Genomic DNA, 23080 nt, shown 5'->3' with positions numbered 1-23080 from the left:
CCTGCTGGACGGGAAGGGAGGTGATCTACCGGGACGGCCGCCTGGACTTCGGCGCGGTGCGGCAGCGGGTCTCGGCGGGAGCCGCGCGCAGCCGCCCTGATCCGCCGCCTGCCCGCCTCCTATGCCGGGTTCGGCTCATGCGCCACCCCGCCCACGGCGGGCTCCTGGCGGCCCGCCCGTACCGGGAGCGACGGCGCATCCTCGTCCAGACCCTGGCCCCGCTCGGGCCGCCGCTTCAGGCGGTGCCGGGGACCGAGGACCTGGACGTCGCCCGCCTGTGGCGGGAGAAGCTCCGCCCCCAGGGCATTGAGGGTCTGGTGCTCAAGCGGCTGGACGGCGCGTATCCGCGGGGGCGGACGGGGGCATGGCTGATTCTCTGCACCAACGTCACGAGCCGATTGCGCGTTCCTATGACGTGAGGGTGGAGGGGGGCCGCTGGATCTCCAAGACAACTGCTGTGCCTGCCACGGATTGGTCCTCGTGCATGGTGATCATCTGGCCGGGCTGAAGGTGCTGCCACTGTGAGGGGTCCAGGGGTGCGAGTCGCACCGGGGCTTGTCCCCCCGGCTCCAGGAACGGGGCGAACTCCACCCAGAGCAGGGCAATATTGAGATCGGTTTCGCCGGTCGCGGTCCGGTTGCCGATGTTCCACATCGGTCGCAGGACGCCGGCGCCGGGGATCGGCGTCTTGCGCCGCGCTTCGCTGAGCGGTCGCAGGGTGAGGTCGGCTCGGATGATCCCGTGGCGGGTCTCGTAGCCGCGCCAGTGGCACCAGGCCGCGCTTTTCTCCAGCCTCAGCTGTTCGGCGGCCAAGGCCAGGGTTTCCCAGAAGCTGAGCGGGAGCGGGTGGACGTCTGCGAGTTCTTCCAGCACATCGAGGGCCACTTCCCACTCGTCGTGAGCGAGGTACTCCCAGACGTCGTTCACCGTGAGGTCGTTCTCAGTGGCGTACTTCTCAGGCACCAGCAGGGAAGCGGCTTCCAGCAGCTCGGGGACGTCCATGCCCCTGATTCTGGACTACGTCCTCCCGGCCGCGGCAGGAGGTGCGATGACCTCCGTCCGGGCTGCGGATCCGGCGGACAGGGCCGGCCCTGTCCGTTACGGTCCTGCCGTGGAGCCATTGATCAGTGAAGACCCGCCCTGCATAGGCCCGTACCGCTTGATCGCCCGCCTCGGCGCGGGCGGGATGGGCCTGGTCTACCTGGGCCGCTCGGATGTGGGGCGGACTGTTGCGGTGAAGGTCGTACTCGCCGAGTACGCCAGGAATGCCGACTTCCGGCGGCGGTTCGCCCATGAGGTGGCCGCCGCGCGGCGGGTGGGCGGGGCTTGGACGGCGGCCGTGCTCGACGCCGACACCCAGGCACCGGTGCCGTGGGTGGCAACCCAGTTCGTCGCGGGCCCCTCGCTGCAAGCTGTGGTGGCACAGGACTTCGGCCCGCTGCCCGAGGCCTCGGTACGTGCTCTGGCCAACGGGCTGGCGCGGGCGCTGGCGGACATCCACGCGGCTGGGCTGATCCACCGTGACCTCAAGCCTCAGAACGTCCTGGTGACGGTGGACGGCCCGCGCGTGATCGACTTCGGCATCGCCCGCGCCATGGACACCCTGGCCGAGGGCGCCATGACCCGCACCGGCGCGGTCGTCGGCTCTCCCGGCTTCATGTCCCCGGAACAGGTCCGCGGACAGCGTCTCACCCCCGCCTCCGACATCTTCTGCCTGGGATCCGTCCTCGCGTATGCGGCCACCGGCCGCTCTCCCTTCGGCACCGCGGACAGCGGCCTGCACGCCCTGATGTTCCGGGTCGCGGAGGAAGAACCCGACCTCGACGGCGTACCGGAACCCCTCCTCGGCCTCGTACGGCAATGCCTGGCCAAGAACCCGGCCCACCGACCCACCCCGCAGGACGTGGGGGCCCGCACGGCGATGGACCCCGACGAACTGTGGCTGCCGGGGCCAGTACTCCGTCAACTGGGGCGAACAGCAGCACAGTTGCTGGACTTCGCCCCACCCTCGGTCCCGGAACCGACGGTCGTCTCGGCCCCGGCGACAGCCCCGTCGCCCACTTCGGCGTCCGCCCCGGTGCCCCTCTCCACGTCGCATCCCGTACCGGGTCCCGCAAACACGCATCGCGATGCACACCCCACCCCGCACACTCCGGTGCTCCCACCGCCGGCCGGCCCCTCCCTGCACAACGCCCCCACCGGCCCCGCCCCAACTCCTCCGGCCCCAAGCCGCCGCAACCGGCGCCCCTTTGTGGTAGCCGCCTCGGTCGCGACAGGCCTCGTCGTGCTCGTGGGAGGCCTCATCGCCTTCCGCTCCTGGGGCACCGGGCACGGCGACGGCGGCAGCGGAGCGAACAAGGCCAGCATTCTGCCCGAGGGATTCACCGGCACCTGGGAAGGCATCGACTGGGCCGTCAAGAGCGATCCCGCCCTGGCCCGCCTCAAAGTCACCGGAGGCGGCATCGGCGACAAGGTCACCGAGTACTCCCTGCGGTTCAAGGGCCATATGTGCGTCTACAGCGGCCGCCTCACCTCCGTGTCCGATGCGAACACGCCAGGCAGCGCCACGATCCACATGGCCGCGGCCACCCTGGAACGCGCCGAACCGCAGGCCGCAGCCAAGGACTGCGCCGCGCAGCCCGCAATGGCCCTCAAGGGCCCCAAGGACGGCAAGTTCGAGCTCTCGGGATCCGTGGACACCGTGAACTTGAAGAAGGACCCGCTGGGAGATCCGGCTACCAAAGTGCTCGACCCCTTCCGGGGGCCGTGGCGCGCCCAGGCCGACGCGCTCGACAAGTACGACAGGTTCGACCTGAAGGTCTTCGGCCCCGGTCAGCACGGGCTGGGCTTCCGTACCGAGCAGAACGGTGAGGCCTGCCACTATCTCGCCGAGCCGTTCGCCGTCTGGGTCGAGAAAGGCCGGGAATCCAAGCTGTACACCGCCCCGGCGAAACTACGGACACCTGAGAACGAGGGAGCGCCCGCTCCCTCCGACCCCGGCTGCGCCAAGGACGGCCCGGTCCTGAACATCACCCTGAGTCAAAGCGGAGGCCTGCAGGTGGACGCGGACGCCCCGCTCACGGGAATCACGCTGGAGATCGGGGCCGAACTAACGAAGACCACGGACTGATCGGGAAAGCCAGCGCAGATCAGCGCCTGCTCGTCCCGAAGCTCGCCATGGGCCCCGCCCCGATTCCCCGAGTCGACGTTCGGGCCGACCACGGCGACGGCTGGCGGCGTGGCAGCCCCCCGTCGGGCCACGGTCACCCCGATCGCCTGGACGATGGGCGACGGCACCACGGTCACCTGCGCAGGACCGGGTGCCGCACTCCCCGGCCCGAGGCGCGTCCCCGTCGCCGGACTGCAGACACCGCTACACGGTCTGCTGCACCCCGTGCAGCCATCCCTCCACTCTGTAGCGGGCCGTAGGTTCAAAGTCGGTCAAGAAGCCAAGTCATTCGGGGCATGCCAAGTCGGTGAGCGGTGACGAGCAGCCTTGCCAGGCGTGCGGTGGGCAGAGGGTGACCGAGCATACGGAGCACACGGTGGAGGCGGACGAGAAGGGGAACCAGAAGTCCGTCACCCGGCAATGGACCGGCCCGTGCAGCACCTGCCACGGTTCCGGTCTCGGATAGGAGAACAGCGCGATGCGGACGATCTACGTGTGTCTGGGGTGTGCCGGGCAGTACCTGCCGCCCGAGTCCATGACCTACGCCGGAAGACGTCGTGGCGAAATGGGCGCGCCGTGCGGTGGGCATCGACGGCTGGGTACGGCGCGGCCGCCCGGGGCGCCCGTCGCGGGGAAGGCGCCCCGGCGCGGCACCCAACTCTGCACGCAACAAGCTGCTGTGAACAGAGCCCGCAGGCATCCGTGGACTGGTCAGCCCAGCCAGCCCCCTTCGGCCGTCCGTCGCTGGTGTAGGCAGCCGTAGTCATCGCACTGCCGCCTTCTTCGTCGTAGCCCCGGGGGGAACACGCACCACGCGATTAGCACGGCTCTGGAAACCACGACAGCCCCAGCGGGACAGGGACAACCTCTGAGCTGCCGACATGACGCTTCAACATGAGGCGGAAGCTCTCGCCGTTGTCGGGACGCACGATCACTTCCTGACCATCGCCACGACCACTGTCGAGAGCCTCCAAGGCCTGACTGCTGGCCTCGCATTCGGCGCGAGCGCAGGGATGGTGGAAGACCACAGCGCCCAGGAGCAGAAACGAGCAGGTCAAAGGCTTCTCCGTGGTCCCCAGGCGCTGGGTCGTCGAGCGGAGTTTCGGGCTGGAGTACCTGATCGGCTGGCTGGCGCTGGCCTTTTCCCGAGCCCGGGACATCCTGCGGGTGGAGTTCGCTCCGGCCGGGGTGCCCGCGTCTCTGCGGTTGGTCCGGGCCACCGGGCCGGACGACTGGCTGCCCGTCACGACCCTGCGCGAGGTGCGGCTGACGCACAAGGTGGTGGAGCCGTACCAGGGGGACCACAAGCCGGCTGTCTCCACGTTCGCGCTGGAACTCGTCCTACGGTGCAGCCGGGAGCGGCTCGCACTCCCGACCGGCGGCGACCCTCAGCGTCTCACGCGCTGAAGGCACTGCTCGACCCGGCCGGGTCGTGGTGGAGCTACGTACCGAGCGCAGTACGCGCGATCGGCCGCAGCTCAACTCCGTCTGGACTTCCGGCGGTTCGGCCTCGGCCGACTCGGGTGGCGGCTGACCCCGGGCTGCCCGGTCGAGCAGGTATGAGCGTGCCCAGGTCGCCAGCCCTGCCCTGCAGAAGGCGATCCGCGAAGCCTGGATCTCTGCCCCCGCGCGGAACACAGCGCACGACGCGACGGCTTCGGTTGCCACGCGCGCTCACAACCAGAACGACGACCAGGCGGCGCTGTACGTCGTCGCCCACCCAGAACGGGACGCCGCGCCCACCGCGGCGCAGCGGGCCGCCGCCGTCCAGGTACATCAGCAGGCCGCGGTGCCCAAGGGGTACCTGGGTAGCCGCACAACCGACTCCGCGACGTGGCTGCGCACGCCGAAGAACCGCACCCGGCCGGCCGCCCACCGCCGGGCCGCCGAAGCCCGCAGCCGCACCGTCGCGGACGGACCGCAGCTGAAGCAGCCGGCAAAGGACGCGGCCGATTGTGCCCGCCAGCAGCAGCACACCACGCAGCCCGGATCGGGGCAGGGGAGCGGGCAAACCAACCTGCACGAACCCCTCGCGCCACTCGACAGCTACCCCGACGAACTGGCCCGCCCCGCCGGCACGTCGCCGTGAACCTGGTGGGCCAAACGGTGCCGCCTACGCGGATCGCGGCGGCGTAACCGCGGTCGGGTACGCGTCCGGCGCCGGATCGCAGCCCTGCTGACACGATGACGTCGGCTGCGCGACCGCCTCCGCCTGACCGCGGACGCTTCGGCGCCCACGCATGCAGTCGACGTACACCCGCACCGCCCTTTGATCAGCCTGCTTCCGTCAACGCTGCGTGCGCGGCGTCGAGGATCTCTCCGGAGAGTGGGGAGCCGGCGGTGGCCCGGGACAGGACCAGCGCGCCGAAGAGGGTGCAGAGGCGGACGATGCCGTCCTGGTCGTCGGTGGCGAGGAAGCCGGCGAAGTCGGTCACCCCCTCGGTGTAGACGCGACGGGCCTCGCGTCCCCCGCCTTCGCGCGCGATGTCGGTGGCGAGGGCTGCGACCGGGCAGCCGTCCGCCGGGTCGTCACGGTGCTCGACGGAGAGATAGATGTCGATCAGCGCCTGCTGGGCGGCCTCGCGCTGCCCGTCGTGCCGCTCCAGCCCGGCGCTGTAGCGCTGGGCGAGCTCGGCGAAGGCATGGGCGGTGGCCTCGTCGACGAGCGCCTCCTTGGAGGCGAACTGCTTGTAGAACGCGCCATGGGTAAGACCGGCCGCCTTCATCAGGTCGGCGACGCTGACCTGCGTGCCCTGCTCCCGGAACAGTCGGGATGCGGTGTCCACCACCCGCCTACGGTTCTCCTCCGCCTGTGCCTGCGATGCGCGGCCCATGACCACCTCCCGTTTGGATTTCGACTGGCATCTATCGTAGACGCATGTTTAGATTGGAGACATAATCTAATTAGTTGCGGGTGCGACGGTGCCCGCCAGGACAAGGAGCGAGCATGGAACTGAAGAACACGGTCGCGGTCGTCACCGGCGCCAACCGAGGGCTCGGGCGGCACCTCGCAGCCCAGCTCGTCGAGCGCGGCGCGAAGGTCTACGCGGCGGCCCGCCGCCCCGAGGCGGTCGACCTGCCGGGCGTCACCGCGCTGCGCCTGGACGTCACGGACCCGGAGTCGATACGGGAGGCCGCCCGTGTGGCGTCCGACGCGACGCTGCTGATCAACAACGCGGGAATTTCCACCGGTGCGACGCTGGTCGGCGGCGACATGGCTGAGGTGCGCCGGGAGATGGAGACCAACTTCTTCGGCCTGCTCGCCGCGACCCGAACCTTCGCTCCCGTCATCGAACGCAACGGCGGCGGCGCCGTGCTCAACGTCCTGTCCGCCCTGTCCTGGTTCCACCCGGCAGGCCTCGGCTCCTACGCGGCCTCCAAGGCCGCCGCCTGGGCGCTGAGCGACGCGACCCGTGAGGAGCTGGCACCGCGCGGGATCACCGTCTCGGCACTGCATGTCGGCTACATGGACACCGACATGGCCGCCGCAGTGCCCGCCGACCAGAAGGTCGCCGCCGCCGACGTCGCAGCCCAGGCCCTGGACGGCATCGAGACCGGCCTCCCCGAGATCCTCGCCGACGAGACCAGCCGGTACGTCAAGCAGAGCCTGTCCGCCGCGCCCCAGCCGAACGCGGGCTGACGCTTCGACGCGAGCAGCGTCATCGCCCCGGTCGTGCCCGTGGCCCGAGGCCGGAAAAAACACGGTCGACGCAGAGCTCTCCGCGCAAGCGCTGACCACTGCCGCACCGACGCGGAGCGCGCGGACCCGACGACACCACAAATCGTCTCGCAATGAGACAAACCCCTCACAGAAAGAACACCCCTCCCGCTTGGACGGGAGACCACACGAACGGAGATGACGATGAAGGCCTTCACGGTCGAGAAGTACGGCGACGCGTCCACCATGCGCGCCGCCGAGATCCCCGACCCCCAGGTGGGCGCCGATGACGTCCTGGTCAAGATCCACGCGGCGAGTGTCAACCCACTGGACATGAAGATCCGCAACGGTGACCTCAAGCAGATCCTGCCCTACCGTCTTCCGCTCGTCCTGGGCAACGACTTCGCAGGGACCGTCGTCCGCGTCGGATCGTCCGTCACCCGCTTCGCCGTGGGCGACGAGGTCTGGGCGCGGCCCGACAAGGACCGCATCGGCACCTTCGCCGAACTCCTCGCCGTCCACCAGGACGACCTGGCGGCCAAGCCCGCCACGCTCACCATGACCGAGGCCGCCTCCCTCCCCCTGGTCGCGCTGACCGCCTGGCAGGCCCTGGTCGAGCGGGCGAACGTCCAGCCGGGCCAGAAGGTCCTCATCCACGCGGGCGCCGGCGGCCTGGGATCCCTCACCATCCAACTGGCCAAGGCACTGGGCGCGCACGTCGCCGCCACTGCGAGCACCGCCAAGGTCGACCTCGTCAAGGACCTCGGCGCGGACGAGGTCATCGACTACCGCACCCAGGACTTCTCCGAACTCCTCACCGGCTACGACCTCGTCCTGGACTCCCTCGGCGGCGAGAACCTCGCCAAGTCCCTGCGCGTCCTCAAGCCCGGCGGCCTGGCCGTCTCCGTCGCGGGCCCGCCCGACCCGGCCACCGCCCGCGAACTCGGCTCGAACCTGGTGCTCCGCCTGGGCATCGCCGCGCTCAGCGCCAAGACCCGGCGCCAGGCCAAGCGTCTCGGTGTCACGTACTCCTTCCTGTTCATGAAGGCCAGCGGCGACCAGCTGCGCGAACTCACCCCCCTCATCGACGCCGGGAAGATCCGCCCCGTCGTCGACCGGGTCTTCCCCTTCGACGAAACCCTCCAGGCCATGGAGTACGTCGAAAAGGGCCGAGCGAAGGCCGGCAAGGTCGTCGTCTCCATGACGTGAACCCAGGGCAACGGCACTGCCGGACGCCGAGAACGCCGCCCGCCACAGCGAGAAGAACCCGCCCCACGCTCCTTTTCCCCACACCTGGCAGTCCTCGAGGGCCACGCCGGGCTCGGCAGGGGAGTGGTGTCATTCCTTGATCAGGGTGATGGGCGTGAACGGTTCCGGGGCGCCCAGTTCCTTGTTGAGGTGCCAGCACTCGTTGAGGTTGGTGCGGGCTGCGTTCTCCAGTTCGGTGGCCCGGTTCGGCGAGCTTGATGCTGTCGGGGTTGGCGGCGCTGGCTTTGGCTGCGCCCTTTGCGGCGCCGGCAGCGGTACTGAGGTCGTAGAGGACGGGTCCGTCCGCGGGGTCGCCTTCGTTGTCGATGGTGCGCCCGCTCTCTGCTCCGAGGCGATCTGGGACACCTTGGCGGATGGGGCGGCGAGTGCGTGGGAGCGGGTCTGGGTGGCCTGGTAGCGGTACTTGTCGGCTGCGGGCCCGGTCGGCCCGGGAGCGGCCGTCGTGGAGGTTCTTGGTCGCCCGCGGGATGTGGGCTTCGGCGGTCCCGGGCGGCCATCTGGTTGCGGTTCCAGGCCATCAGCCGCTCACCGTCCTCTTCTCGATCTGTTTGTCGGCCGCCTGCGCGGGAGTGAGAGGCACCACGCGCTGTACGAAGACACCCGGCAGGTGCACGTGGTCGGGGGCGAGGACGCCCGGTTCGACCAGCTCTTCGACCTCGGCGATCGTGATCCGCCCGGCCATGGCGGCGAGCGGATTGAAATTGGCGGACGCGCGGCGAAAGACGAGGTTGCCGTGCCGGTCGCCGCGCCAGGCGCGTACGAGTGCGAAGTCGGTGGTGATGCCGTGCTCCAGGACGTGGGGCCGGCCGCCGTACGAGCGGGTCTCCTTGGCCGGGGAGCTGAGGGCGACACCGCCGTCGGGCGCGTAGCGCCAGGGCAGTCCGCCGTCGGCGACCTGGGTGCCGACACCGGCGGGGGTGTAGAAGGCGGGAATGCCGCAGCCGCCCGGCCCGCAGCCGTTCCGCCAGGGTTCCCTGCGGGACGAGTTCCACCTCGAGTTCACCGCTGAGGTACTGGCGGGCGAACTCCTTGTTCTCGCCGACGTAGGAGCCGGTGACCCGGGTGATGCGTCCGGCGGCCAGCAGCACACCGAGGCCTCGATCGTCGATACCGCAGTTGTTGGAGACGACCCGCAGGCCGGTCGCGCCCTGCGCGTGCAGGGCCCGGATCAATGTCTCGGGGATGCCGCTGAGTCCGAACCCTCCGACGGCGAGAGATACGCCGTCGGAGATGTCGGCGACGGCATCCGCGGGTTCAGTGACCTTGTCCACGGTGGTGGAGTCCTTTCGGATGAGCGGGCGGTGCGGCTGGGCCTACGCCCCGTGACGACGACGGTCTTCCCTGCGAGACGTCCGCCGCTCACGGCCGCTCCCGGCTGCGACGCCGCCCCTTGGGCAGCTCGACCGGCGTGGCACCGGGCACGACACGGTTGGTGAGGGACCCGATCCCCTCCACCGTCAGGGTGACCGTGTCGCCGGGCTTCAGCGGTGGTGGGACCTGTTCGCCGGAGCGGCCCCACAGCTCGGCGAGACAGCCGCCGTTGCCGCAGGTGCCGGATCCCAGGACGTCGCCGGAGACGATCCGGGTGCCCCGTGAGGCATAGGCCGTCATCTCCTCGAAGGTCCAGCTCATGTGGGACAGCAGGTCACTGCCGACCTTCTCGCCGTTGACCTCGGCAGTCAGGGCCAGACGGAGGAAACCCTCGCCGTCGCGGTAGGGCTCCAGCTCGTCGGCGGTCACCAGGTACGGGCCCAGAGTGGTGGCGCTGTCCTTGCCCTTGCACGGGCCGAGCCCGACCCGCATCTCTGCGGACTGCAGGTCCCGGGCGGACCAGTCGTTGAACACCGTGTAGCCGACGATGTGCTCCCGTGCCTGCTCAGGGGTGAGATCGCGGCCTTCCCGGCCGATGACGGCTGCCACCTCCAGCTCGAAGTCGAGTACGGACGAGCCGGGGGGCATCGGGATGTCGTCGTGGGGGCCGAAGACCGCGTGGGCGTTGGCGAAGTAGAAGGTGGGCGCCTCGTACCACTGCTCGGGCACTCCGGCTTCCCCGCTGACGGAGCGGCGTACGCCCTCGACGTGTTCCTCGAAGGTGACGAAGTCCCTTACAGAGGACGGCTGGAGGGGCGAGAGCAGCCGGACCTCGGAGACGTGCGGTCCGGGCGGGACATCGAGGGCCGCGGCTCCGGCGGCGAGAAGGCCCGGGAGGCCGTCGGTGTAGCGGATCAGGTCCGTGAGCGAGGTGACTCCCGGCAGGGGGAACAGTGTGCCGTCGTCCTCGACGACGGCGACACGGTTCCGGTGCCGGTATTCGAAAGCGGCGAAGCGCATGGCGGCTCCCAGGTGGAGAAGAGGGGGACACGGGACCGGGCCGTTCGCGACGGTGCGATGAGATGACCTGTTGCCGGCCTTCTTCGGACGGCTCCGGTCCCGTGACCGGGGCCGGGAACGCGGCGGCAGTCAGGGCGGGACAGGGCCCGCCGCGTCCCCGGGGATTCGGGCGGCCGGGGTCAGACCGGCGGTGCGACGAACACGCCGCGGTCGGGGTCGTTGAACGACTCCTTGGCGATCAGCTCGTTCATGGCGTTGGCGGTGCCCCACTGGTCGGTGACCTCGGGCTGGGAGAAGTCGTAGACGTGGGGGTGCCAGGTGTCCTCGTCGAGGTTCTCCAACTCGGTGGTGTATTCGACGGTGTTGCCGTGCGGGTCGAGGAAGTAGGTGAAGGTGTTGTCGCCGGCCATGTGCCGGCCCGGGCCCCAGAGCTTCCGGTGGCCGGCCCGCAGGACCCGTCCCGAGCCGCGCATGTACTCGTCGATGCCGCGCATCTCGAAGGACACGTGGTGCAGGGAGGTGTGCGGGCCCTTGGCGAGGGCCATGGAGTGGTGCTGGCTGCTGATCCGCATGAAGTGCATGACCTCGCCCATGTGGGGCGAGCTGAGGGTGTCGGAGAGCCGGAAGCCGAGGTGCTGCTCGTACCAGGCGCGGGTGCGCTCCAGGTCGGGCGAGTTCAGTACGACGTGGGAGAGCTTGACCGGGATCGCCTCCTTTTCCTCGATCTTGCGGTGCTTACGGACCTGGACGTCGGCGGAGACCTCGATGGTGCGGCCGTCGACGTCGAAGAACCGGAATCCGTAGCCGCCACCGGGGGTGTCGACGATGCCGGGCTGCGATACCAACTGCACGCCCCCGGCGAGGAGTTGTTCGGCGAGCGTGTCCACGTCGGCCGGAGTCGCGGCCCCGTAGGAGACCAGGTCGAGGCGCTTCTCGTCGGCCTTGCGAAGCCGGACGACGTACTGTTCCGGGCTTCCTTCGGCGGCGAGGAAGGAAATGCCGGAGTCCTCGGCGACCTTGTCCAGGCCCCACACGCCGGAGTAGAAGTCGCGCTGCTTATCGTAGTCGGGCACGGCGAGGTCGACGTGCCGCAGGTGGGTGAGCAGGCGGTTGCTGTTCATCGGGTGCCTCCTCAGGCGGGGGAGAGGTTCAGCAGGGCAGCGGCGTTCGCGCCGCGCACGGCGTGGAAGTCGGCCTCGGACAGGTCTGCCGCCCGCAGCGCGCCGACGGGGTCGTCGGACCCCATGTCGAAGGGGAAGTCCGAGCCCAGCAGGACCCGGTCCGCACCGGCGGCTTCCACCAGTGCCCGCAGTACGGCCCGGTCGTGGACGAGCGAGTCGAAGTAAATGCGCCGCAGGTAACTGCTGGGCAGCTGGGCGCATCCGGCCGACGCATCGGTCCTGGCCCGCCAGGCATGGTCGCTGCGCCCGATGTGGGTGGGCAGGTAGCCGCCGCCGTGGGCCGCGACGATCTTCAGCCCGGGGTGGCGGTCGAGGACGCCGGAGAAGATCAGATGGGAGAGGGCGACGGCGTTCTCGGTGGGCTGGCCCACAGTGTTGGACAGGTACCACCGGTCGAGGCGCTCGTCGAGGGTGCAGCCGAAGGGATGCAGGAACACGACCGCCCCCGTCTCCTCGGCCCGCGCCCACAGCGGTTCGTAGGCCGGGTCGGACAGTTCCCGGCCGGGTGCGTGACTGGAGATCTCCACCCCCGCCAGCCCCAGCTCCAAGGCGTGCTCCAAGGCCGTGACGGTCTGCTCAGGGTGCTGTAGCGGGACCAGTCCCAGACCGTGCATGCGGTCCGGCGCGGCCGCGCAGTGCGTGGCGACTGCCTCGTTGGCCAGGCGGTAGATTTTCTCTGCCGTGTCCTCGTCGGCCCAGTAGTGGTAGTGCGACGGCGAGGGGCTGACGAGCTGCACGTCGATGTCCTGGGCGTCCATCCGGGCGAGCCTGACCGTCGGGTCGGTGAGGGCGGGGATGCGGTCGCGGACCATGGGGCCGCTGACCGCTAGGGCGTCGGGACCGTTGCGGCGGGCGTCGAGCTCCTTGGCCTCGGCATGTCCGGGAAGGCCCGAGACGAGCGCGTCGATCTGCGGCAGCAGAACATGGGCGTGGACATCCACGGTCGGCGCGGTCACGGCAGCTCCTTGAGCATGGTCATGGTGCAGGCCATCAGCCCGGGGACATCGGCGTCGCGGACGCCGTCGAGCTGCCACTGGCCGATCTGGACCGAGCCCGCCACGACCGGGCGGACCCGTGCGATACGGCGCTCGTAGTAGGCCTGGAGCAGCTGGTCGTCCCAGATGTCCGTAGCGGTGAGCATGTGGGCGAGGACCCAGGAGTCCTCCAGGGAAAGCGCCGCGCCTTGCGCCATCGTGGGCGGGCAGCAGTGCGCGGCGTCCCCGACGAGCACGACCCGGCCGCGGTGCCAGGATCCTTCGACGAGCAGCCGGTCGAACCACGTGTAGTTGACCTTCGACGGGTCGGTGATGGTCGCGGTGATCTCCGGCCACGCGCCGCCGTAGGCCGAGGCGAGACGGACCATTTCCTGGGCGTAGGACTCGCGGGGGATGGAAGAGCGGTCGCGGTTCTTCTCGACGACATAGGCGTAGAGCGTCGTGTCGCTGGTGGGGCAGTAGCCGGCGATGAACGCCGAGCCGCCGTAGGCAAGGTTGGTGTGCTTGACCCCGACGGGTCGCGGGGCGGCGACGCGCCAGATGGCCATACCTGTCGGCTCGGGCCTGTCCGCGATACCTATCTGCGCGCGGGTGGCCGAGCTCAGTCCGTCCGCGGCGACGACCAGGTCGTAACGGTGCCTGCTGCCGTCGCTGAACCGGACCGAGACACCGGTGGCGTCCTGGTCCAGGATCTCGGCGGTGGTGCCCAGGCGGACGTTCGCGCCGCTGGCCCGGACGGCGTCGATCAGAATCTGCTGGAGTCGTGGCCGCTCCATGCCGACGGTGGCGGGCAGGTCGTCGCCACCGGTGCGCAGGTCCCGCTGGACGTGCAGGACAGTGCCGTCGGGCGCGGTGATGCCGACGGACCCGAAAGGGAACCCGAAGGCCTTGACCTGTTCCCAGACGCCGAGTTCGCGCAGCACGCGCAGTGCGTTGCCCTGCAGCGTGATGCCGGACCCGGCGGTGGCGTTCCAGTCGTCCTTCGCCTCGATGAGGTCGACGTCGATACCGGCGCGCCGCAGCAGGATCGTGGCGGCGTTACCGGCCGCTCCGCCGCCGATGACCAGGACTGTGCGGGGTGTGCTCATGGGGAACTCCCTTGTTCCTCGGGCTGGTGGCCCCGGACTTGGTGTGCCGGGCTGTCGGCCCAGGACGTACGTGCCGGGGTGTCGTCGGCCCGGACTTATTTGACGGCGACGGGATTGACGGGGGAGCCGACGGCGCCGGTGATGGGCAGGGGGGCCGCGGTCAGCCAGAACTCGTAGACGCCGTCGGCGGCGCAGTCCTCGGCGAGAGCCTCCAGGTCCCACATCTCGCCGACCGTCAGACCGATGTGCGGGATGACGACCTGGTGCAGGGGCTGGAAGGCGTGGTCGAACTCGTTGGGCCGTACTTCGAAGCCCCAGGTGTCGGTCGCGATCGCGGCGATCTCGCTGCTGTGCAGCCAGGACGCCGTGGTGAACGACAGGCCCGGGGCCGCGCCTCCGGCGTAGTCCCCCCACCCGTCACGGCGGACGCGGGCCAGCTGACCGGTGCGCACCAGCACGATGTCACCGCGGCCGACCGTGACCCCGTGGGCCGCGGCGGCGGCCGTCAGATGCTCCTCGGTGATCGCGAACCCGTCCGCCAGTTCACCGCCTACTCCGGCCGTCCGCCCGATGTCGAGGAGGACAGCGCGTCCGGCGATGTGCGGGGCCATGTGCTCGATGCCGGTGACCTGGTCGCCGTCGGAGGTGACGACCTGCTCGGCGGGACGTCCGTTCCATGCTTTGCCGTGGTCGAAGATGTGGCCCAGGCCATCCCATTGGGTCGAGCACTGGAGTGGCATGGCGATCACGTCGTCGGCGCCGCCGATGCCGTGAGGGAGTCCTTGGTTGCCCAGGGCGGCGTCCGTGCCGGTGTCGAGCATGGTGTGGACCGGGTTGGTCCGGCGCCGCCAGCCCTTTTGCGGGCCGTTGATGTCGAAACGCTGGGACAGGGAGAAGCTGGCGCCGCGCCGCACGAGTGCGGCGCCTTCCCGGCGCTTGGACTCGTCGAGGAAGTTCACGGTGCCCAGGCAGTCGTCCTCGCCCCAACGGCCCCAGTTGGACCACTCCTTGGCGGCACGGGCTATGGCGCCCTCGGGGTCGGTGCGGTTCATGCTTCCTCCGCGACACATCGGGTGCGCTGGGAGCCCAGGCCCGTGATGGTGGATTCCATGACGTCGCCGTCGCGCAGCAGCCGGCCCCAGTGCATGCCGTTGCCCGCGGGGGAGCCGGTCAGCACCAGGTCACCGGGCAGCAGCCGTGCGCTGTGGGAGGCGTACGACACCATGCGCGCGACGTCGAAGATCATGTCCTTGGTGGACTCGTCCTGCATGACCTCGCCGTTCAGCTTCAGGGTCAACTGCAGGTCGTCGGTATCACCGACGGATTCGGCCGGCACGATCCACGGGCCGAGCGGCGTGAAGCCGGGTGCGTTCTTGCTGCGGAGCCAGTCCGTGCCGATTTGCGGCATGTCCCTGCGGAACACCGTCGCCCGGTCGGTCAGGTCGTTGGCGATTGTGTAGCCCGCCACGTACTCGAGAGCCTCTTCGACAGACACCTGGTGGGCGGGCCGGCCGATCACGGCGACGAGTTCCAGCTCCCAGTCCGGCTTCGCCGCCCACGCGGGAAGAGTGACGTCGTCGTAGGGGCCGGTGACGGCGCTGGGCAGACCGATGAACACGTAGGGCAGGTCCTCGGCCGCACGCCGGTCCATGACCTCGGCCGCCTCGGCCCGCCGGACCTCCTCGGAGCGCTCGTCCCCCGGCGCCCGGTGGGCGACGTGCAGGTCGATGACGTGCTGCCGGTAGTTGGCGCCCGACTGGAAGACCTGCCGCGGTTCGACCGGGGCGTGGACACGGAAGTCCGCCAGCGGACGCCGGTCGAACCCCTCGGAGGCCGCCAGTTCCCGCAACCGGGGGAGAACGGCGGGCCACCGCTCCAACAGGTTCCGCATGGCCAGCGCCGGCTCGGTCAGTGCCGCCCGCAGGTCCAGGACCTGTCCGTCGGAGGTCACCAGAGCAGGGAAGGCCGGGCCTTCGGCGGCAGAGAGAGTGGCCAGGGCGAAAGGCCCGGCGAAGAGAGCGGAAGCGGATACAGGTTTCACCGACATGTCCTCCTGATTGCGATGGGACTAATCTGGACCCGCATCGATTGATCAGGGAAATCGATTCTTTGGATCCCTGCCATCGGTGAGACAAATACCCCGTGCTGTGTTGTTCCCAGAAGGGCTCCGCATCGTGAACCTGGCCCGTCTCGACCTCAACCTCGTCGTGGCCCTCCGCGCCCTTCTCGAGGAGCGCAACGTCACCAGGGCGGGCCAGCGCGTCGGCCTCAGTCAGCCCGCCATGAGCGCCGCACTGGCCCGCCTGCGCCGGCACTTCGGCGACGAACTCCTCTCCCGGGTGGGCAGCCAGTACGAACTCACCGCACTGGGCCAGGTGCTCCTGGACCGCACCGCCACCGCCTACGACGTCCTGGAGCGCCTCTTCACCAGCCAGGCGGCCTTCGATCCGGCCACCGAGACCCGCGAGTTCCGCCTCCATGCCTCCGACTACGCCGTCGACGTCTTCGGCGTCGAACTCGCCCGCCTCGTCCACGAGGAGGCCCCGGGCATCCGCCTGCGCTTCACCCGCACTCCCATCACCGTCGTCGACGACACCGCGAGTCTTCTGAGCGCCACCGACGGACTCCTCATGCCGCACGGCGTCATCAGCGACTTCCCCGCCACCGACCTCTACGACGACCGCTGGGTCTTCGTCGTCGCCGACGACCATCCCAGCATCGAGGACCGCCTGACCCGCCAGGACCTCGCCAGGCTCCCCTGGGTCACCTACCAGCGCACCTACGACGCCCCAGCCGTACGGCAGTTGAGCATGCTCGGCATCGAACCGCGCGTCGAGGTGTCCGTCGACAGTTTCCACGCCCTGCCGGCCCTCGTCGCCGGCACCCGCCGGATCGCACTCATTCAGGCCCGCCTCGCCCGTCTCCTCGCCCCGATCGCCGCCGTACGCGTCCTCGACCCGCCCTACGAGGCCGTCCCGCTGCGCGAGGCCCTGTGGTGGCACCCGGTCCATACCCACGACGCCGCCCACATTTGGCTCAGGGAAACCGCGGCCAGGGCGGGCCGCCGCGTCGCCGACATGCACACCTGACGCCTCCACGCACCCAGGGGCGATCGGTACCGAGCAGCCAAAGGACCCCAGGGGCCGCATCCACCCGGCGAATCGAGCCCATTACCAAGCTGGATGGCACAGGGGGTGGGCATCACCCCCACCGGCACGCATAGTCGAGGGCATCCCGCCCCGGCCCCCGCCCAGATGCGCCGTCCCGCCGGGCGCGACCTCCGCCCTCTCCCGCCCTGGAGCGCCGTGATGCCCGCACCCCTCGCCCCGCCGCGCCGTGACCACAACACCGCACCAGGCGGACGCCTCCCCGCCGCGGTACTCATGGCAGGCAGTTGCCTGCCCGTTCTCGGGGCGGTACTCCTTGCCCCTGTACTTCCCCGCATGCAGAGCCACTTCGACGGCGTGCCGGGAAGCGTGGCGCTGGTCCCTCTCGTCCTCACCGTCCCCGCCCTCGCCCTCGCTCTGCTCGCCCCCTTCGCCGGCGTGATCGTCGACCGGCTCGGCCGCAAGCGCCTGCTCGTGGCTGCCACCGCCCTCTACGCCCTCTTCGGGATGGCGCCCCTGTGGCTGGATTCCCTCCACGCCATTCTGGTGAGCCGCATTCTCGTGGGCGTGACGGAAGCGGCGATCATGACCGCCTGTACCACCCTCATCGGCGACTACTACAGCGGCGAACTGCGCAACCGCTACCTCGCCCTGCAGACCATGTGCGCCTCGGCGTCCGCCACCGTCTTCTTCGTTCTCGGAGGGGTGCTCGGAGCCGCTGACTGGCGGGCCCCGTTCTGGCTCTACGCCGCGGGTCTGCTGCTGGCACCCGTCATGGCCCGCGTCCTTCCTGCATCCCTCCCGCCCAAGCTCGACGCCGGGACTGAAGCACAGGCCTTCCGGCGTCCGTTCCCCGTCCGCCGCATGGCGGGAATCTGCCTCCTCACCGTCTTCGGCGCCGTCGTCTTCTACACCGTCCCCGTCGAGATGGCCTACCTCCTGGACGACCTGGGCACCGACTCCACGAGCACCATCGGCGCCGTCACGGCGGTGGCCAGCGCCGCCACCGTCCTGGGCTCCGTCCTCTTCACTCGTCTCTCCCCGGACCGCCGCCACCGCCTCCCACTGCTGCTGGGGCTGTGTGCCGTCGGCTATCTGATGATGGGCGTCGCCGACAGCCTCCCCCTCCTGATCGTCGGCGCCGTCGTCAACTGCGTAGGAACCGGCCTGATGCTGCCGTCCCTGGTGACGAGGGCCATGTCCCTCCTGGAGTTCGCCGACCGGGGTCGCGGCATGGGCCTGTGGACCGCGGCCTTCTTCCTCGGTCAGTTCCTCTGCCCCCTGGTGCTGCTCGCGGGCAAGGAGCCTGCGGGCAGTCTCGCCTCTGCCGTAGCCCTGCTCGGCGTGACGACCGCCCTTCTGGCCGCCGGACTTCCCCTGGCAGCTCGCCGCCCCGCTCAGGCCCACTCGTCCGAGAAGGTGTAAGCGGTGGGAGGGCCGAGCGGCTACCCGGCCACGCTGAGGGTGGACCTGCGCACGACGAGTTCTGGCGTCAGCACCTCATGAACGTGTTCATGCGCTTCCTGGGCCGTGTGCTCGATGAGCAGACGGCCCCCACGCATGCCCAGCGCGTGTGCGGGCCAGCGCGCCGATGTCAACGGCACCATTGCGGCTTCGGCGAACACTAGATCCTCGTACCCCACCATCGCGACGTCGTGCGGAACGCGTACACCCGCCTTGTAGAGCCCGCATGAGGCCGAGGGCCGGAAGGTCGTGGACCCAGACCACGCCGGTCGGCCGCGGAGCCGGCCCGAGGAGTCGCTGCCCGGCATCCCGCCCGGCATCCCGCCCGGCGCCCACACGGTCGCTCTGCGCCGCCGACTCCCTGATGCGGACGGTTTTGCCGCCGGATTCCTCCAGCCCCTCCAGCACCCCCTGGCGTCTGCGGTGCATCACGGGGCCGGTTCCAAGGATGCTGACGAGGACGACCGGGCGATGGCCCCGGCCGACCGGATGGGCCGCTGCGGCCCTGCCGCCGGCACGGTCGTCGGCAGTGCCGGAACACGCCTCCCGAGGCGTCAGATCCGGGCCGGCGACGACGCAGGTCATCCCCCACTCCACACAGGCTGCCCTCGTCCGTTCTGCTCCAGCTCGGGCAGCGAGGATGCCGTCACGTACCTGATGCGAGGCGAGCCATGCCGCAGCGTGGCCCGCTCGTCCCCTCCCGCGGTCACCCCCGAGCACGAGCACACCCAGCCCGGATTCCCCCGCCGCCCGCTCCACTCCGGCGGTCCGGGCGACTTCCTTGATCCCGACACGCCGCGAAGAGCGCACTCCGCCTGCCTACGGCCGCTGGCCGCCGGGCGCGGCGGTGCTGCGCCGGATTACCAGGCGTGGGGTCATGGTGGTCTGCATGGCCCGGTCGCGCCGTCCTTCGACGCGTTCGATCAGCATTCTCGCGGCAGCCGAGCCCATGGTGTGTCCGGCCTGATCGACGCTGGTGAGTTGGACGGGGGCGAGCGAGGCAAGCGCGGTGTTGTTGTAGCCGACCAGGGAGACGTCGGCGGGGATGGACAGCCCCAGATCGCGTGCCGCCCGGTAGATGCCCAGGGCAGCGACGTCGGCGCCAGCCATGATCGCCGTCGGGCGTCTGTCGCGGGTCAGCAGTGCCATACCCGCGCGATGGCCGCCGTCGTCGGAGTAGGCAGCGTTAAGGACGTGTGCCCGGTCGGCCAGTCCGTGGCGTTCCATGGCTGTGAGGTATCCGTCGGTGAGGGCGATCTCCGGAGTCCGCTGCCAGCGGCCGGTCTTGCTGCCGGTAGCCGAGACCAAGGCGATGTCCTGGTGGCCGAGTGCGACCAGATGGTCCACCACCAGTCCCGCCTCCATATCGTCCGCGTCGACCACGGAGTCGTGAGTGTCGGAATTGTCGTGGTGGCCGATGACCACGGTGGGCGTCACGGCCACCGTGGCGAGGACCTCGGAGCGCGGTGTTCCCGGGGCGATGAGGATCAGGCCGTCCATCTGACGGTCCACCATCGCGCGGGTGGTCCGGGCCTGTTCGTCCGCGCCGAACCCGGCCGCGCCGATCAGCACGGTGTACTCGCTGCCCCGCACCTCTTCGTGGATGCCGTCGAGGATGTCCGCGAAGAAGGCGTTGCGGACGTTGTCGAGCAGAACCCCGATCGTGTATGGGCGTCCTCGCATGCCGCGGGCGGCGGCGTGGGGGCGGTAGCCCAGTTCGGCCATGGCGGCCCGGACGCGCTCCTGCATCGCCGGGCTCGCTCCGTAGGCGTTGCGCATGACCTTGGACACGGCGGCGGTGGACACGCCGGCGTGACGGGGCCCCGCTGTGCGGCAGGCGGTCCGCAGTTGTGTCTCGTCTTCGTAGTGGAGGCAGCCGAACGGCCCGTACAGCTGCCCGACCGCCTCCAGGAGGAGTGCGTGTGCGTCCTGCGCCGCCACGCTTCCCTCCCCGATCGCCGCCAGGAGGTCCAGTACGGCGGGAAGTTCCACCGCGAAGCCCCACACGTTCCTCAGGGGCCGTTTCCGTTCGTCGGCGAAGAGGTTCCCGAACTCCAGGCGCACGCTGGGAAGGGCCAGTTGCGGAAACTGGAGGTGGACTGCCGCCCCGCCGGTGGAGAATCCGGCCGGGGGTGCCAGGTCCTCCTCAGGGGCCGCATCCCGCGGTTCGGGCAGCGGACCGGAGGCGACTTCCGTGGTTGCGCCTGCGCGTGGAGCCTGCGCCGGGGCCCGTTCCCTTTCTCGCGTGCGCTTGGTCGTGGTGGTCCGATGGGTGCGGCGCTTCTTCCCCATGTCAGCAACTCTCCTGTGCTCGGGCGTGGTTCGTGGTCGTTCCACCTTTGCGTACTACGGGCGCGCGCGCAGCAGCGGCCGGGAACTGTGCTGACCCGGATGCCTCCGGCCCTGGCAGGTATCGCACCCGCAGCGGCGGTGTCACCTGGGCTGGACATCTATGTCAAGCGTGCTTCACATCGGCGTGAGTTATGCCCCGCGTGGGAGGACAGATCGAACTGTCCGCCCCGGTGAGCGTCCGGAACGCGCTGGAGGCCGAGTTGGCAGCCCCTGTCAGGGGCTGAAGGGGCTGGGATTCCAGCTTCTCGTTCCGGGCGACAGGCGGCGCGCGGTGGCCGCGCGGGCCCGGCGCTCCGGAGTCAGCAACGCGGGAGCATCCAGGCGAGCCGCGTCCGCCAGAGCCCGAGCGGCGTCTCGGTCCGACCGCCGCGCGGACAGGGCGCATACGCGTCGGGCGGACAGGGCGCATACGCGTCGGAACGAGCGGCAGGCCCCCGACTTCTCTCGACACCCCCGAAAGAACGCAGAAACGCCTACTCCGTGCCGCTGACCTTCTCAGCGACCACTGTGCAGGATGACTCCCTCTCGTGGGCGATCACCTTCGATGTCACCGCCGACGTGCCTACAGCGCTGCAGACGATGGTGAAGCACCGATCCGCTGCTCCGGCGCCGGTGGCAAAGGGCAGACTCGCCTTCTTATAGAAGCGCGCATACAGCACGACTTCGGTCGCCGTGCTGCCTTCCCTGACAAACGCGCGGAGCAAAGGCATCCCGCCACCTCTGCGGCCCTCGCTCTCGAGTCTGACCGCCACAGCGCCCTTTCCTGCCAGTAGTGCCTCAGGCCGAGTGATCATCCCAGCCGCATGACGTTCCGCGTACTTGTGATGTTCCCGCGGACGTCAGCGTCCGGGACTCCGGCCGTGCAGCAAAGCATCGGGATGATCGTAGTGCGTGGAGACGCGGCGGGCCCGGATGGCGAACAGCAGGTCGACGTGCTCGCCGGTGCGGCGGTCGGTGAAGTCCGGGCTTCTCGTGCCCCTGTTTCCCTTGCGGGGCGGTTCTTGCGGTTGTGCGAGGTGTTGGGTGGGTTCAAGTGCAGCGCGCAGCGGCAGTGTGACTCGGGTCACTGGAACTGTGTTGTCGGGTGCGGACAACTGATGACGTGATGTCCTCTTCTGTTCATGCCCGTATCCGGGCCGGTGACCCCGAGGCGTTCCGGGAAGCCTTTCGCGAGCACTCTCCGCTGGTGTTCCGCCACGCGGTCCGCCTCTGCGGCGACTGGGCCACTGCCCAGGACGTCGTCTCGCTGACGTTCCTCGAAGCGTGGCGGCTGCGCGACAGGCTGCGTGACGAGGGGGAGAGCGTGCGGCCCTGGCTGATGGGCATCGCCACGAACGTGCTGCGCAACACGAACCGGGCAGCCCGTCGGCACCGGGCGGCCATGACCAGGGTTCCTGCTGTCGAGCCCGTACCCGACTTCGCGGAGGAGGTGGTCAAGCGTCTGTCCGACGCCGATCAGCTGGCCGCGGCGCAACGTGGCCTGGCACGGCTGCGGCGTCCTGAGCGGGAGGTGTTCACGCTGTGCGTGTGGTCGGGGCTGGGATACGCCGAGGCTGCCGAAGCACTCGGGGTACCTATCGGGACCGTCCGCTCCCGGCTGTCCCGGGCCCGCACCCGGTTGCGGAAACTGGCCGCGGAAGAACTCTCAGGAACCCAGAAGGAACCGGCCGGCGCCGGCGGACAAGTACGGGGTGGCCGCATCGGCGCGGCCCGACCGGCTGAAGGGCGAAACCGATGAACCTCCACCCATGGCGACGAGGGACTGCCCCCAACCTTACGGAAGACGACCTCGCGGACATGACCCGACTGCTCCCCGCACTGCACGTGCCCGCGCTCCCAGCCGAACACCAACTGCACCTGGAGGACCAACTGATGAGGAAGATCCAGACGCAGGAGCGGCCGGCCCGGCAGCGCACCAGGACCCGGCATGCCGTCGTACCCCTCGTGCTGCTCGCGCTGGGCGGCGGTGCAGTCGCCGGACAGCAGCTACTCATGGACGTGCCCGCAAAAGCGACCGGCGCGGTCCGATGCTTCCCCACGGCTTCTCTCAAGGGCCCCGCGACCCACTCCGAGGCGATGCCGGAAGAGGGCGGGCCCCGCAAGGATCCCGGCCGTGCGGTCTCCGTTGCGGTACAGACCTGCGCACGGCTGTGGGAGGCAGGCCTGATCAGCCCCTCGGGCAACGTCGACACCTCAGGCTGGCGACAGCCCATCGTCATCCCGACGGCGACCCCAGGACGAGGCAGGGCTCCCTCGCTTGCCGCATGCGTGCTCAGCGACGGGCAGGCCGCCGTCTTCCCAGGAGACAAGCAGCGCACCTGCCACAGCCTGGGACTCGACCGCCTGGCGGACCAGGGATAACGATCGCCAGGTCCGTGATGTCAGTCGTCGGCGGCGACGAGCAGGGTCAGGGACGCGTCCTGGCGATCGATGGCGACGAACTCATGGAAGTCGATGTGCACGCCT

General features: G+C 69.9%; 21 protein-coding genes and 1 pseudogene. 10 read left to right on the top strand and 12 right to left on the bottom strand.

Annotation, left to right across the window (positions count from 1 at the left end; translation table 11 throughout):
• Positions 1-137: 137 nt before the first annotated feature.
• Positions 138-419, top strand: a complete 282-nt coding sequence (locus tag ACFWVV_RS35165) for a hypothetical protein (RefSeq protein WP_384357727.1) — start codon at positions 138-140, stop codon at positions 417-419.
• Here ACFWVV_RS35165 and ACFWVV_RS35160 read toward each other — a convergent pair.
• Complete coding sequence (locus tag ACFWVV_RS35160; protein WP_384357728.1) at positions 409-1002, bottom strand: hypothetical protein; 594 nt, start codon at positions 1000-1002, stop codon at positions 409-411. The two genes, ACFWVV_RS35165 and ACFWVV_RS35160, sit on opposite strands and share 11 nt — an antisense overlap.
• Before the next feature lie 109 nt (positions 1003-1111).
• Between ACFWVV_RS35160 and ACFWVV_RS35155 the strand changes: the two genes are divergently transcribed.
• The 3 genes from ACFWVV_RS35155 to ACFWVV_RS35145 all read left to right on the top strand — a co-directional run bounded on the left by ACFWVV_RS35155 (position 1112) and on the right by ACFWVV_RS35145 (position 5258).
• Positions 1112-3130: a protein kinase gene (locus ACFWVV_RS35155; protein ID WP_384357730.1), complete on the top strand. Its 2019-nt coding sequence runs from the start codon at positions 1112-1114 to the stop codon at positions 3128-3130.
• 1107 nt (positions 3131-4237) lie between these two features.
• Entirely contained in the window at positions 4238-4576 is a 339-nt protein-coding gene (locus ACFWVV_RS35150) for a hypothetical protein (RefSeq protein WP_384357732.1), read from the top strand.
• 382 nt (positions 4577-4958) lie between these two features.
• Complete coding sequence (locus ACFWVV_RS35145; protein ID WP_384357734.1) at positions 4959-5258, top strand: hypothetical protein; 300 nt, start codon at positions 4959-4961, stop codon at positions 5256-5258.
• 184 nt (positions 5259-5442) lie between these two features.
• On the opposite strand, the gene ACFWVV_RS35140 is transcribed toward ACFWVV_RS35145, so the two are convergent.
• A complete protein-coding gene (locus ACFWVV_RS35140) occupies positions 5443-6003 on the bottom strand; it encodes a TetR/AcrR family transcriptional regulator (protein ID WP_384357736.1) in 561 nt (186 codons plus the stop codon).
• 113 nt (positions 6004-6116) lie between these two features.
• Here ACFWVV_RS35140 and ACFWVV_RS35135 point away from each other — a divergent pair, with 113 nt between their 5' ends.
• Both ACFWVV_RS35135 and ACFWVV_RS35130 read left to right on the top strand, forming a co-directional pair.
• Complete coding sequence (locus ACFWVV_RS35135) at positions 6117-6809, top strand: SDR family oxidoreductase (RefSeq protein WP_384357737.1); 693 nt, start codon at positions 6117-6119, stop codon at positions 6807-6809.
• A 222-nt stretch (positions 6810-7031) separates the two neighbouring features.
• The gene (locus ACFWVV_RS35130) at positions 7032-8036 is read left to right on the top strand and encodes an NADP-dependent oxidoreductase (RefSeq protein WP_384357739.1); all 1005 of its coding nucleotides are present in this window, start codon (positions 7032-7034) and stop codon (positions 8034-8036) included.
• A gap of 577 nt (positions 8037-8613) precedes the next feature.
• On the opposite strand, the pseudogene ACFWVV_RS35125 reads toward ACFWVV_RS35130, so the two are convergent.
• From ACFWVV_RS35125 to ACFWVV_RS35095, 7 genes and pseudogenes are all read right to left on the bottom strand, one after another.
• Positions 8614-9367: pseudogene (locus ACFWVV_RS35125) on the bottom strand (CoA transferase subunit A).
• An 88-nt stretch (positions 9368-9455) separates the two neighbouring features.
• On the bottom strand, positions 9456-10427 hold the full coding sequence (locus ACFWVV_RS35120; protein WP_384357741.1) for a fumarylacetoacetate hydrolase family protein: 972 nt from the start codon (positions 10425-10427) through the stop codon (positions 9456-9458).
• Between the two features lie 179 nt (positions 10428-10606).
• The gene (locus tag ACFWVV_RS35115) at positions 10607-11548 is read right to left on the bottom strand and encodes a VOC family protein (RefSeq protein ID WP_384357743.1); all 942 of its coding nucleotides are present in this window, start codon (positions 11546-11548) and stop codon (positions 10607-10609) included.
• Positions 11549-11559: 11 nt separating this feature from the next.
• Positions 11560-12564, bottom strand: a complete 1005-nt coding sequence (locus ACFWVV_RS35110) for an amidohydrolase family protein (protein WP_384357745.1) — start codon at positions 12562-12564, stop codon at positions 11560-11562.
• On the bottom strand, positions 12561-13691 hold the full coding sequence (locus ACFWVV_RS35105; RefSeq protein ID WP_384357747.1) for an FAD-dependent oxidoreductase: 1131 nt from the start codon (positions 13689-13691) through the stop codon (positions 12561-12563). Before ACFWVV_RS35105 ends, ACFWVV_RS35110 begins: the two co-directional genes overlap by 4 nt.
• 95 nt (positions 13692-13786) lie before the next feature.
• Positions 13787-14743 (bottom strand): cyclase family protein, encoded by a 957-nt coding sequence (locus ACFWVV_RS35100; protein WP_384357749.1) that lies wholly within the window; start codon positions 14741-14743, stop codon positions 13787-13789.
• The gene (locus ACFWVV_RS35095; RefSeq protein ID WP_384357751.1) at positions 14740-15738 is read right to left on the bottom strand and encodes a fumarylacetoacetate hydrolase family protein; all 999 of its coding nucleotides are present in this window, start codon (positions 15736-15738) and stop codon (positions 14740-14742) included. The genes ACFWVV_RS35100 and ACFWVV_RS35095 overlap by 4 nt, the downstream gene beginning before the upstream one ends.
• Before the next feature lie 127 nt (positions 15739-15865).
• On the opposite strand from ACFWVV_RS35095, the gene ACFWVV_RS35090 reads away from it, so the two are divergent.
• Together ACFWVV_RS35090 and ACFWVV_RS35085 are read left to right on the top strand one after the other, a co-directional pair.
• The gene (locus tag ACFWVV_RS35090; protein ID WP_384357753.1) at positions 15866-16780 is read left to right on the top strand and encodes a LysR family transcriptional regulator; all 915 of its coding nucleotides are present in this window, start codon (positions 15866-15868) and stop codon (positions 16778-16780) included.
• 219 nt (positions 16781-16999) lie between these two features.
• Positions 17000-18223 carry an MFS transporter gene (locus ACFWVV_RS35085; RefSeq protein ID WP_384357755.1) on the top strand — a complete coding sequence of 408 codons (1224 nt, stop codon included), beginning with the start codon at positions 17000-17002 and terminating at the stop codon, positions 18221-18223.
• A gap of 20 nt (positions 18224-18243) precedes the next feature.
• Here the strand turns inward: ACFWVV_RS35085 and ACFWVV_RS35080 are convergent, their stop codons facing one another.
• The 3 genes from ACFWVV_RS35080 to ACFWVV_RS35070 form a co-directional block, all read right to left on the bottom strand.
• Positions 18244-18570, bottom strand: a complete 327-nt coding sequence (locus ACFWVV_RS35080; RefSeq protein ID WP_384422895.1) for a substrate-binding domain-containing protein — start codon at positions 18568-18570, stop codon at positions 18244-18246.
• A gap of 511 nt (positions 18571-19081) precedes the next feature.
• Positions 19082-20554, bottom strand: a complete 1473-nt coding sequence (locus tag ACFWVV_RS35075; RefSeq protein WP_384357759.1) for a LacI family DNA-binding transcriptional regulator — start codon at positions 20552-20554, stop codon at positions 19082-19084.
• Positions 20555-21087: 533 nt separating this feature from the next.
• Positions 21088-21324 (bottom strand): hypothetical protein, encoded by a 237-nt coding sequence (locus ACFWVV_RS35070; RefSeq protein ID WP_384357761.1) that lies wholly within the window; start codon positions 21322-21324, stop codon positions 21088-21090.
• Between the two features lie 395 nt (positions 21325-21719).
• Between ACFWVV_RS35070 and ACFWVV_RS35065 the strand changes: the two genes are divergently transcribed.
• Together ACFWVV_RS35065 and ACFWVV_RS35060 are read left to right on the top strand one after the other, a co-directional pair.
• On the top strand, positions 21720-22352 hold the full coding sequence (locus ACFWVV_RS35065) for an RNA polymerase sigma factor (protein ID WP_384357763.1): 633 nt from the start codon (positions 21720-21722) through the stop codon (positions 22350-22352).
• Between the two features lie 59 nt (positions 22353-22411).
• Entirely contained in the window at positions 22412-22975 is a 564-nt protein-coding gene (locus ACFWVV_RS35060; protein ID WP_384357765.1) for a hypothetical protein, read from the top strand.
• Positions 22976-23080 lie beyond the last annotated feature (105 nt).

The sequence above is a fragment of the Streptomyces sp. NPDC058663 genome (genome assembly GCF_042716745.1).
GTDB lineage: Bacteria > Actinomycetota > Actinomycetes > Streptomycetales > Streptomycetaceae > Streptomyces.
Note: the sequence above shows the minus strand (reverse complement) of the source record. Positions and strands in the feature narration are given on the sequence as shown.

What these genes read in the sequence shown, in the direction of transcription:
- ACFWVV_RS35165 (WP_384357727.1), top strand. Translation starts at nt 138, where the DNA reads ATGCGCCACCCCGCCCACGGCGGGCTCCTGGCGGCCCGCCCGTACCGG.
- ACFWVV_RS35160 (WP_384357728.1), bottom strand. Translation starts at nt 1,002, where the DNA reads ATGGACGTCCCCGAGCTGCTGGAAGCCGCTTCCCTGCTGGTGCCTGAG.
- ACFWVV_RS35140 (WP_384357736.1), bottom strand. Translation starts at nt 6,003, where the DNA reads ATGGGCCGCGCATCGCAGGCACAGGCGGAGGAGAACCGTAGGCGGGTG.
- ACFWVV_RS35135 (WP_384357737.1), top strand. Translation starts at nt 6,117, where the DNA reads ATGGAACTGAAGAACACGGTCGCGGTCGTCACCGGCGCCAACCGAGGG.
- ACFWVV_RS35130 (WP_384357739.1), top strand. Translation starts at nt 7,032, where the DNA reads ATGAAGGCCTTCACGGTCGAGAAGTACGGCGACGCGTCCACCATGCGC.
- ACFWVV_RS35120 (WP_384357741.1), bottom strand. Translation starts at nt 10,427, where the DNA reads ATGCGCTTCGCCGCTTTCGAATACCGGCACCGGAACCGTGTCGCCGTC.
- ACFWVV_RS35115 (WP_384357743.1), bottom strand. Translation starts at nt 11,548, where the DNA reads ATGAACAGCAACCGCCTGCTCACCCACCTGCGGCACGTCGACCTCGCC.
- ACFWVV_RS35105 (WP_384357747.1), bottom strand. Translation starts at nt 13,691, where the DNA reads ATGAGCACACCCCGCACAGTCCTGGTCATCGGCGGCGGAGCGGCCGGT.
- ACFWVV_RS35100 (WP_384357749.1), bottom strand. Translation starts at nt 14,743, where the DNA reads ATGAACCGCACCGACCCCGAGGGCGCCATAGCCCGTGCCGCCAAGGAG.
- ACFWVV_RS35095 (WP_384357751.1), bottom strand. Translation starts at nt 15,738, where the DNA reads ATGTCGGTGAAACCTGTATCCGCTTCCGCTCTCTTCGCCGGGCCTTTC.
- ACFWVV_RS35085 (WP_384357755.1), top strand. Translation starts at nt 17,000, where the DNA reads ATGCCCGCACCCCTCGCCCCGCCGCGCCGTGACCACAACACCGCACCA.
- ACFWVV_RS35080 (WP_384422895.1), bottom strand. Translation starts at nt 18,570, where the DNA reads ATGCCGGGCAGCGACTCCTCGGGCCGGCTCCGCGGCCGACCGGCGTGG.
- ACFWVV_RS35075 (WP_384357759.1), bottom strand. Translation starts at nt 20,554, where the DNA reads ATGGGGAAGAAGCGCCGCACCCATCGGACCACCACGACCAAGCGCACG.
- ACFWVV_RS35070 (WP_384357761.1), bottom strand. Translation starts at nt 21,324, where the DNA reads ATGCCTTTGCTCCGCGCGTTTGTCAGGGAAGGCAGCACGGCGACCGAA.
- ACFWVV_RS35065 (WP_384357763.1), top strand. Translation starts at nt 21,720, where the DNA reads ATGTCCTCTTCTGTTCATGCCCGTATCCGGGCCGGTGACCCCGAGGCG.
- ACFWVV_RS35060 (WP_384357765.1), top strand. Translation starts at nt 22,412, where the DNA reads ATGACCCGACTGCTCCCCGCACTGCACGTGCCCGCGCTCCCAGCCGAA.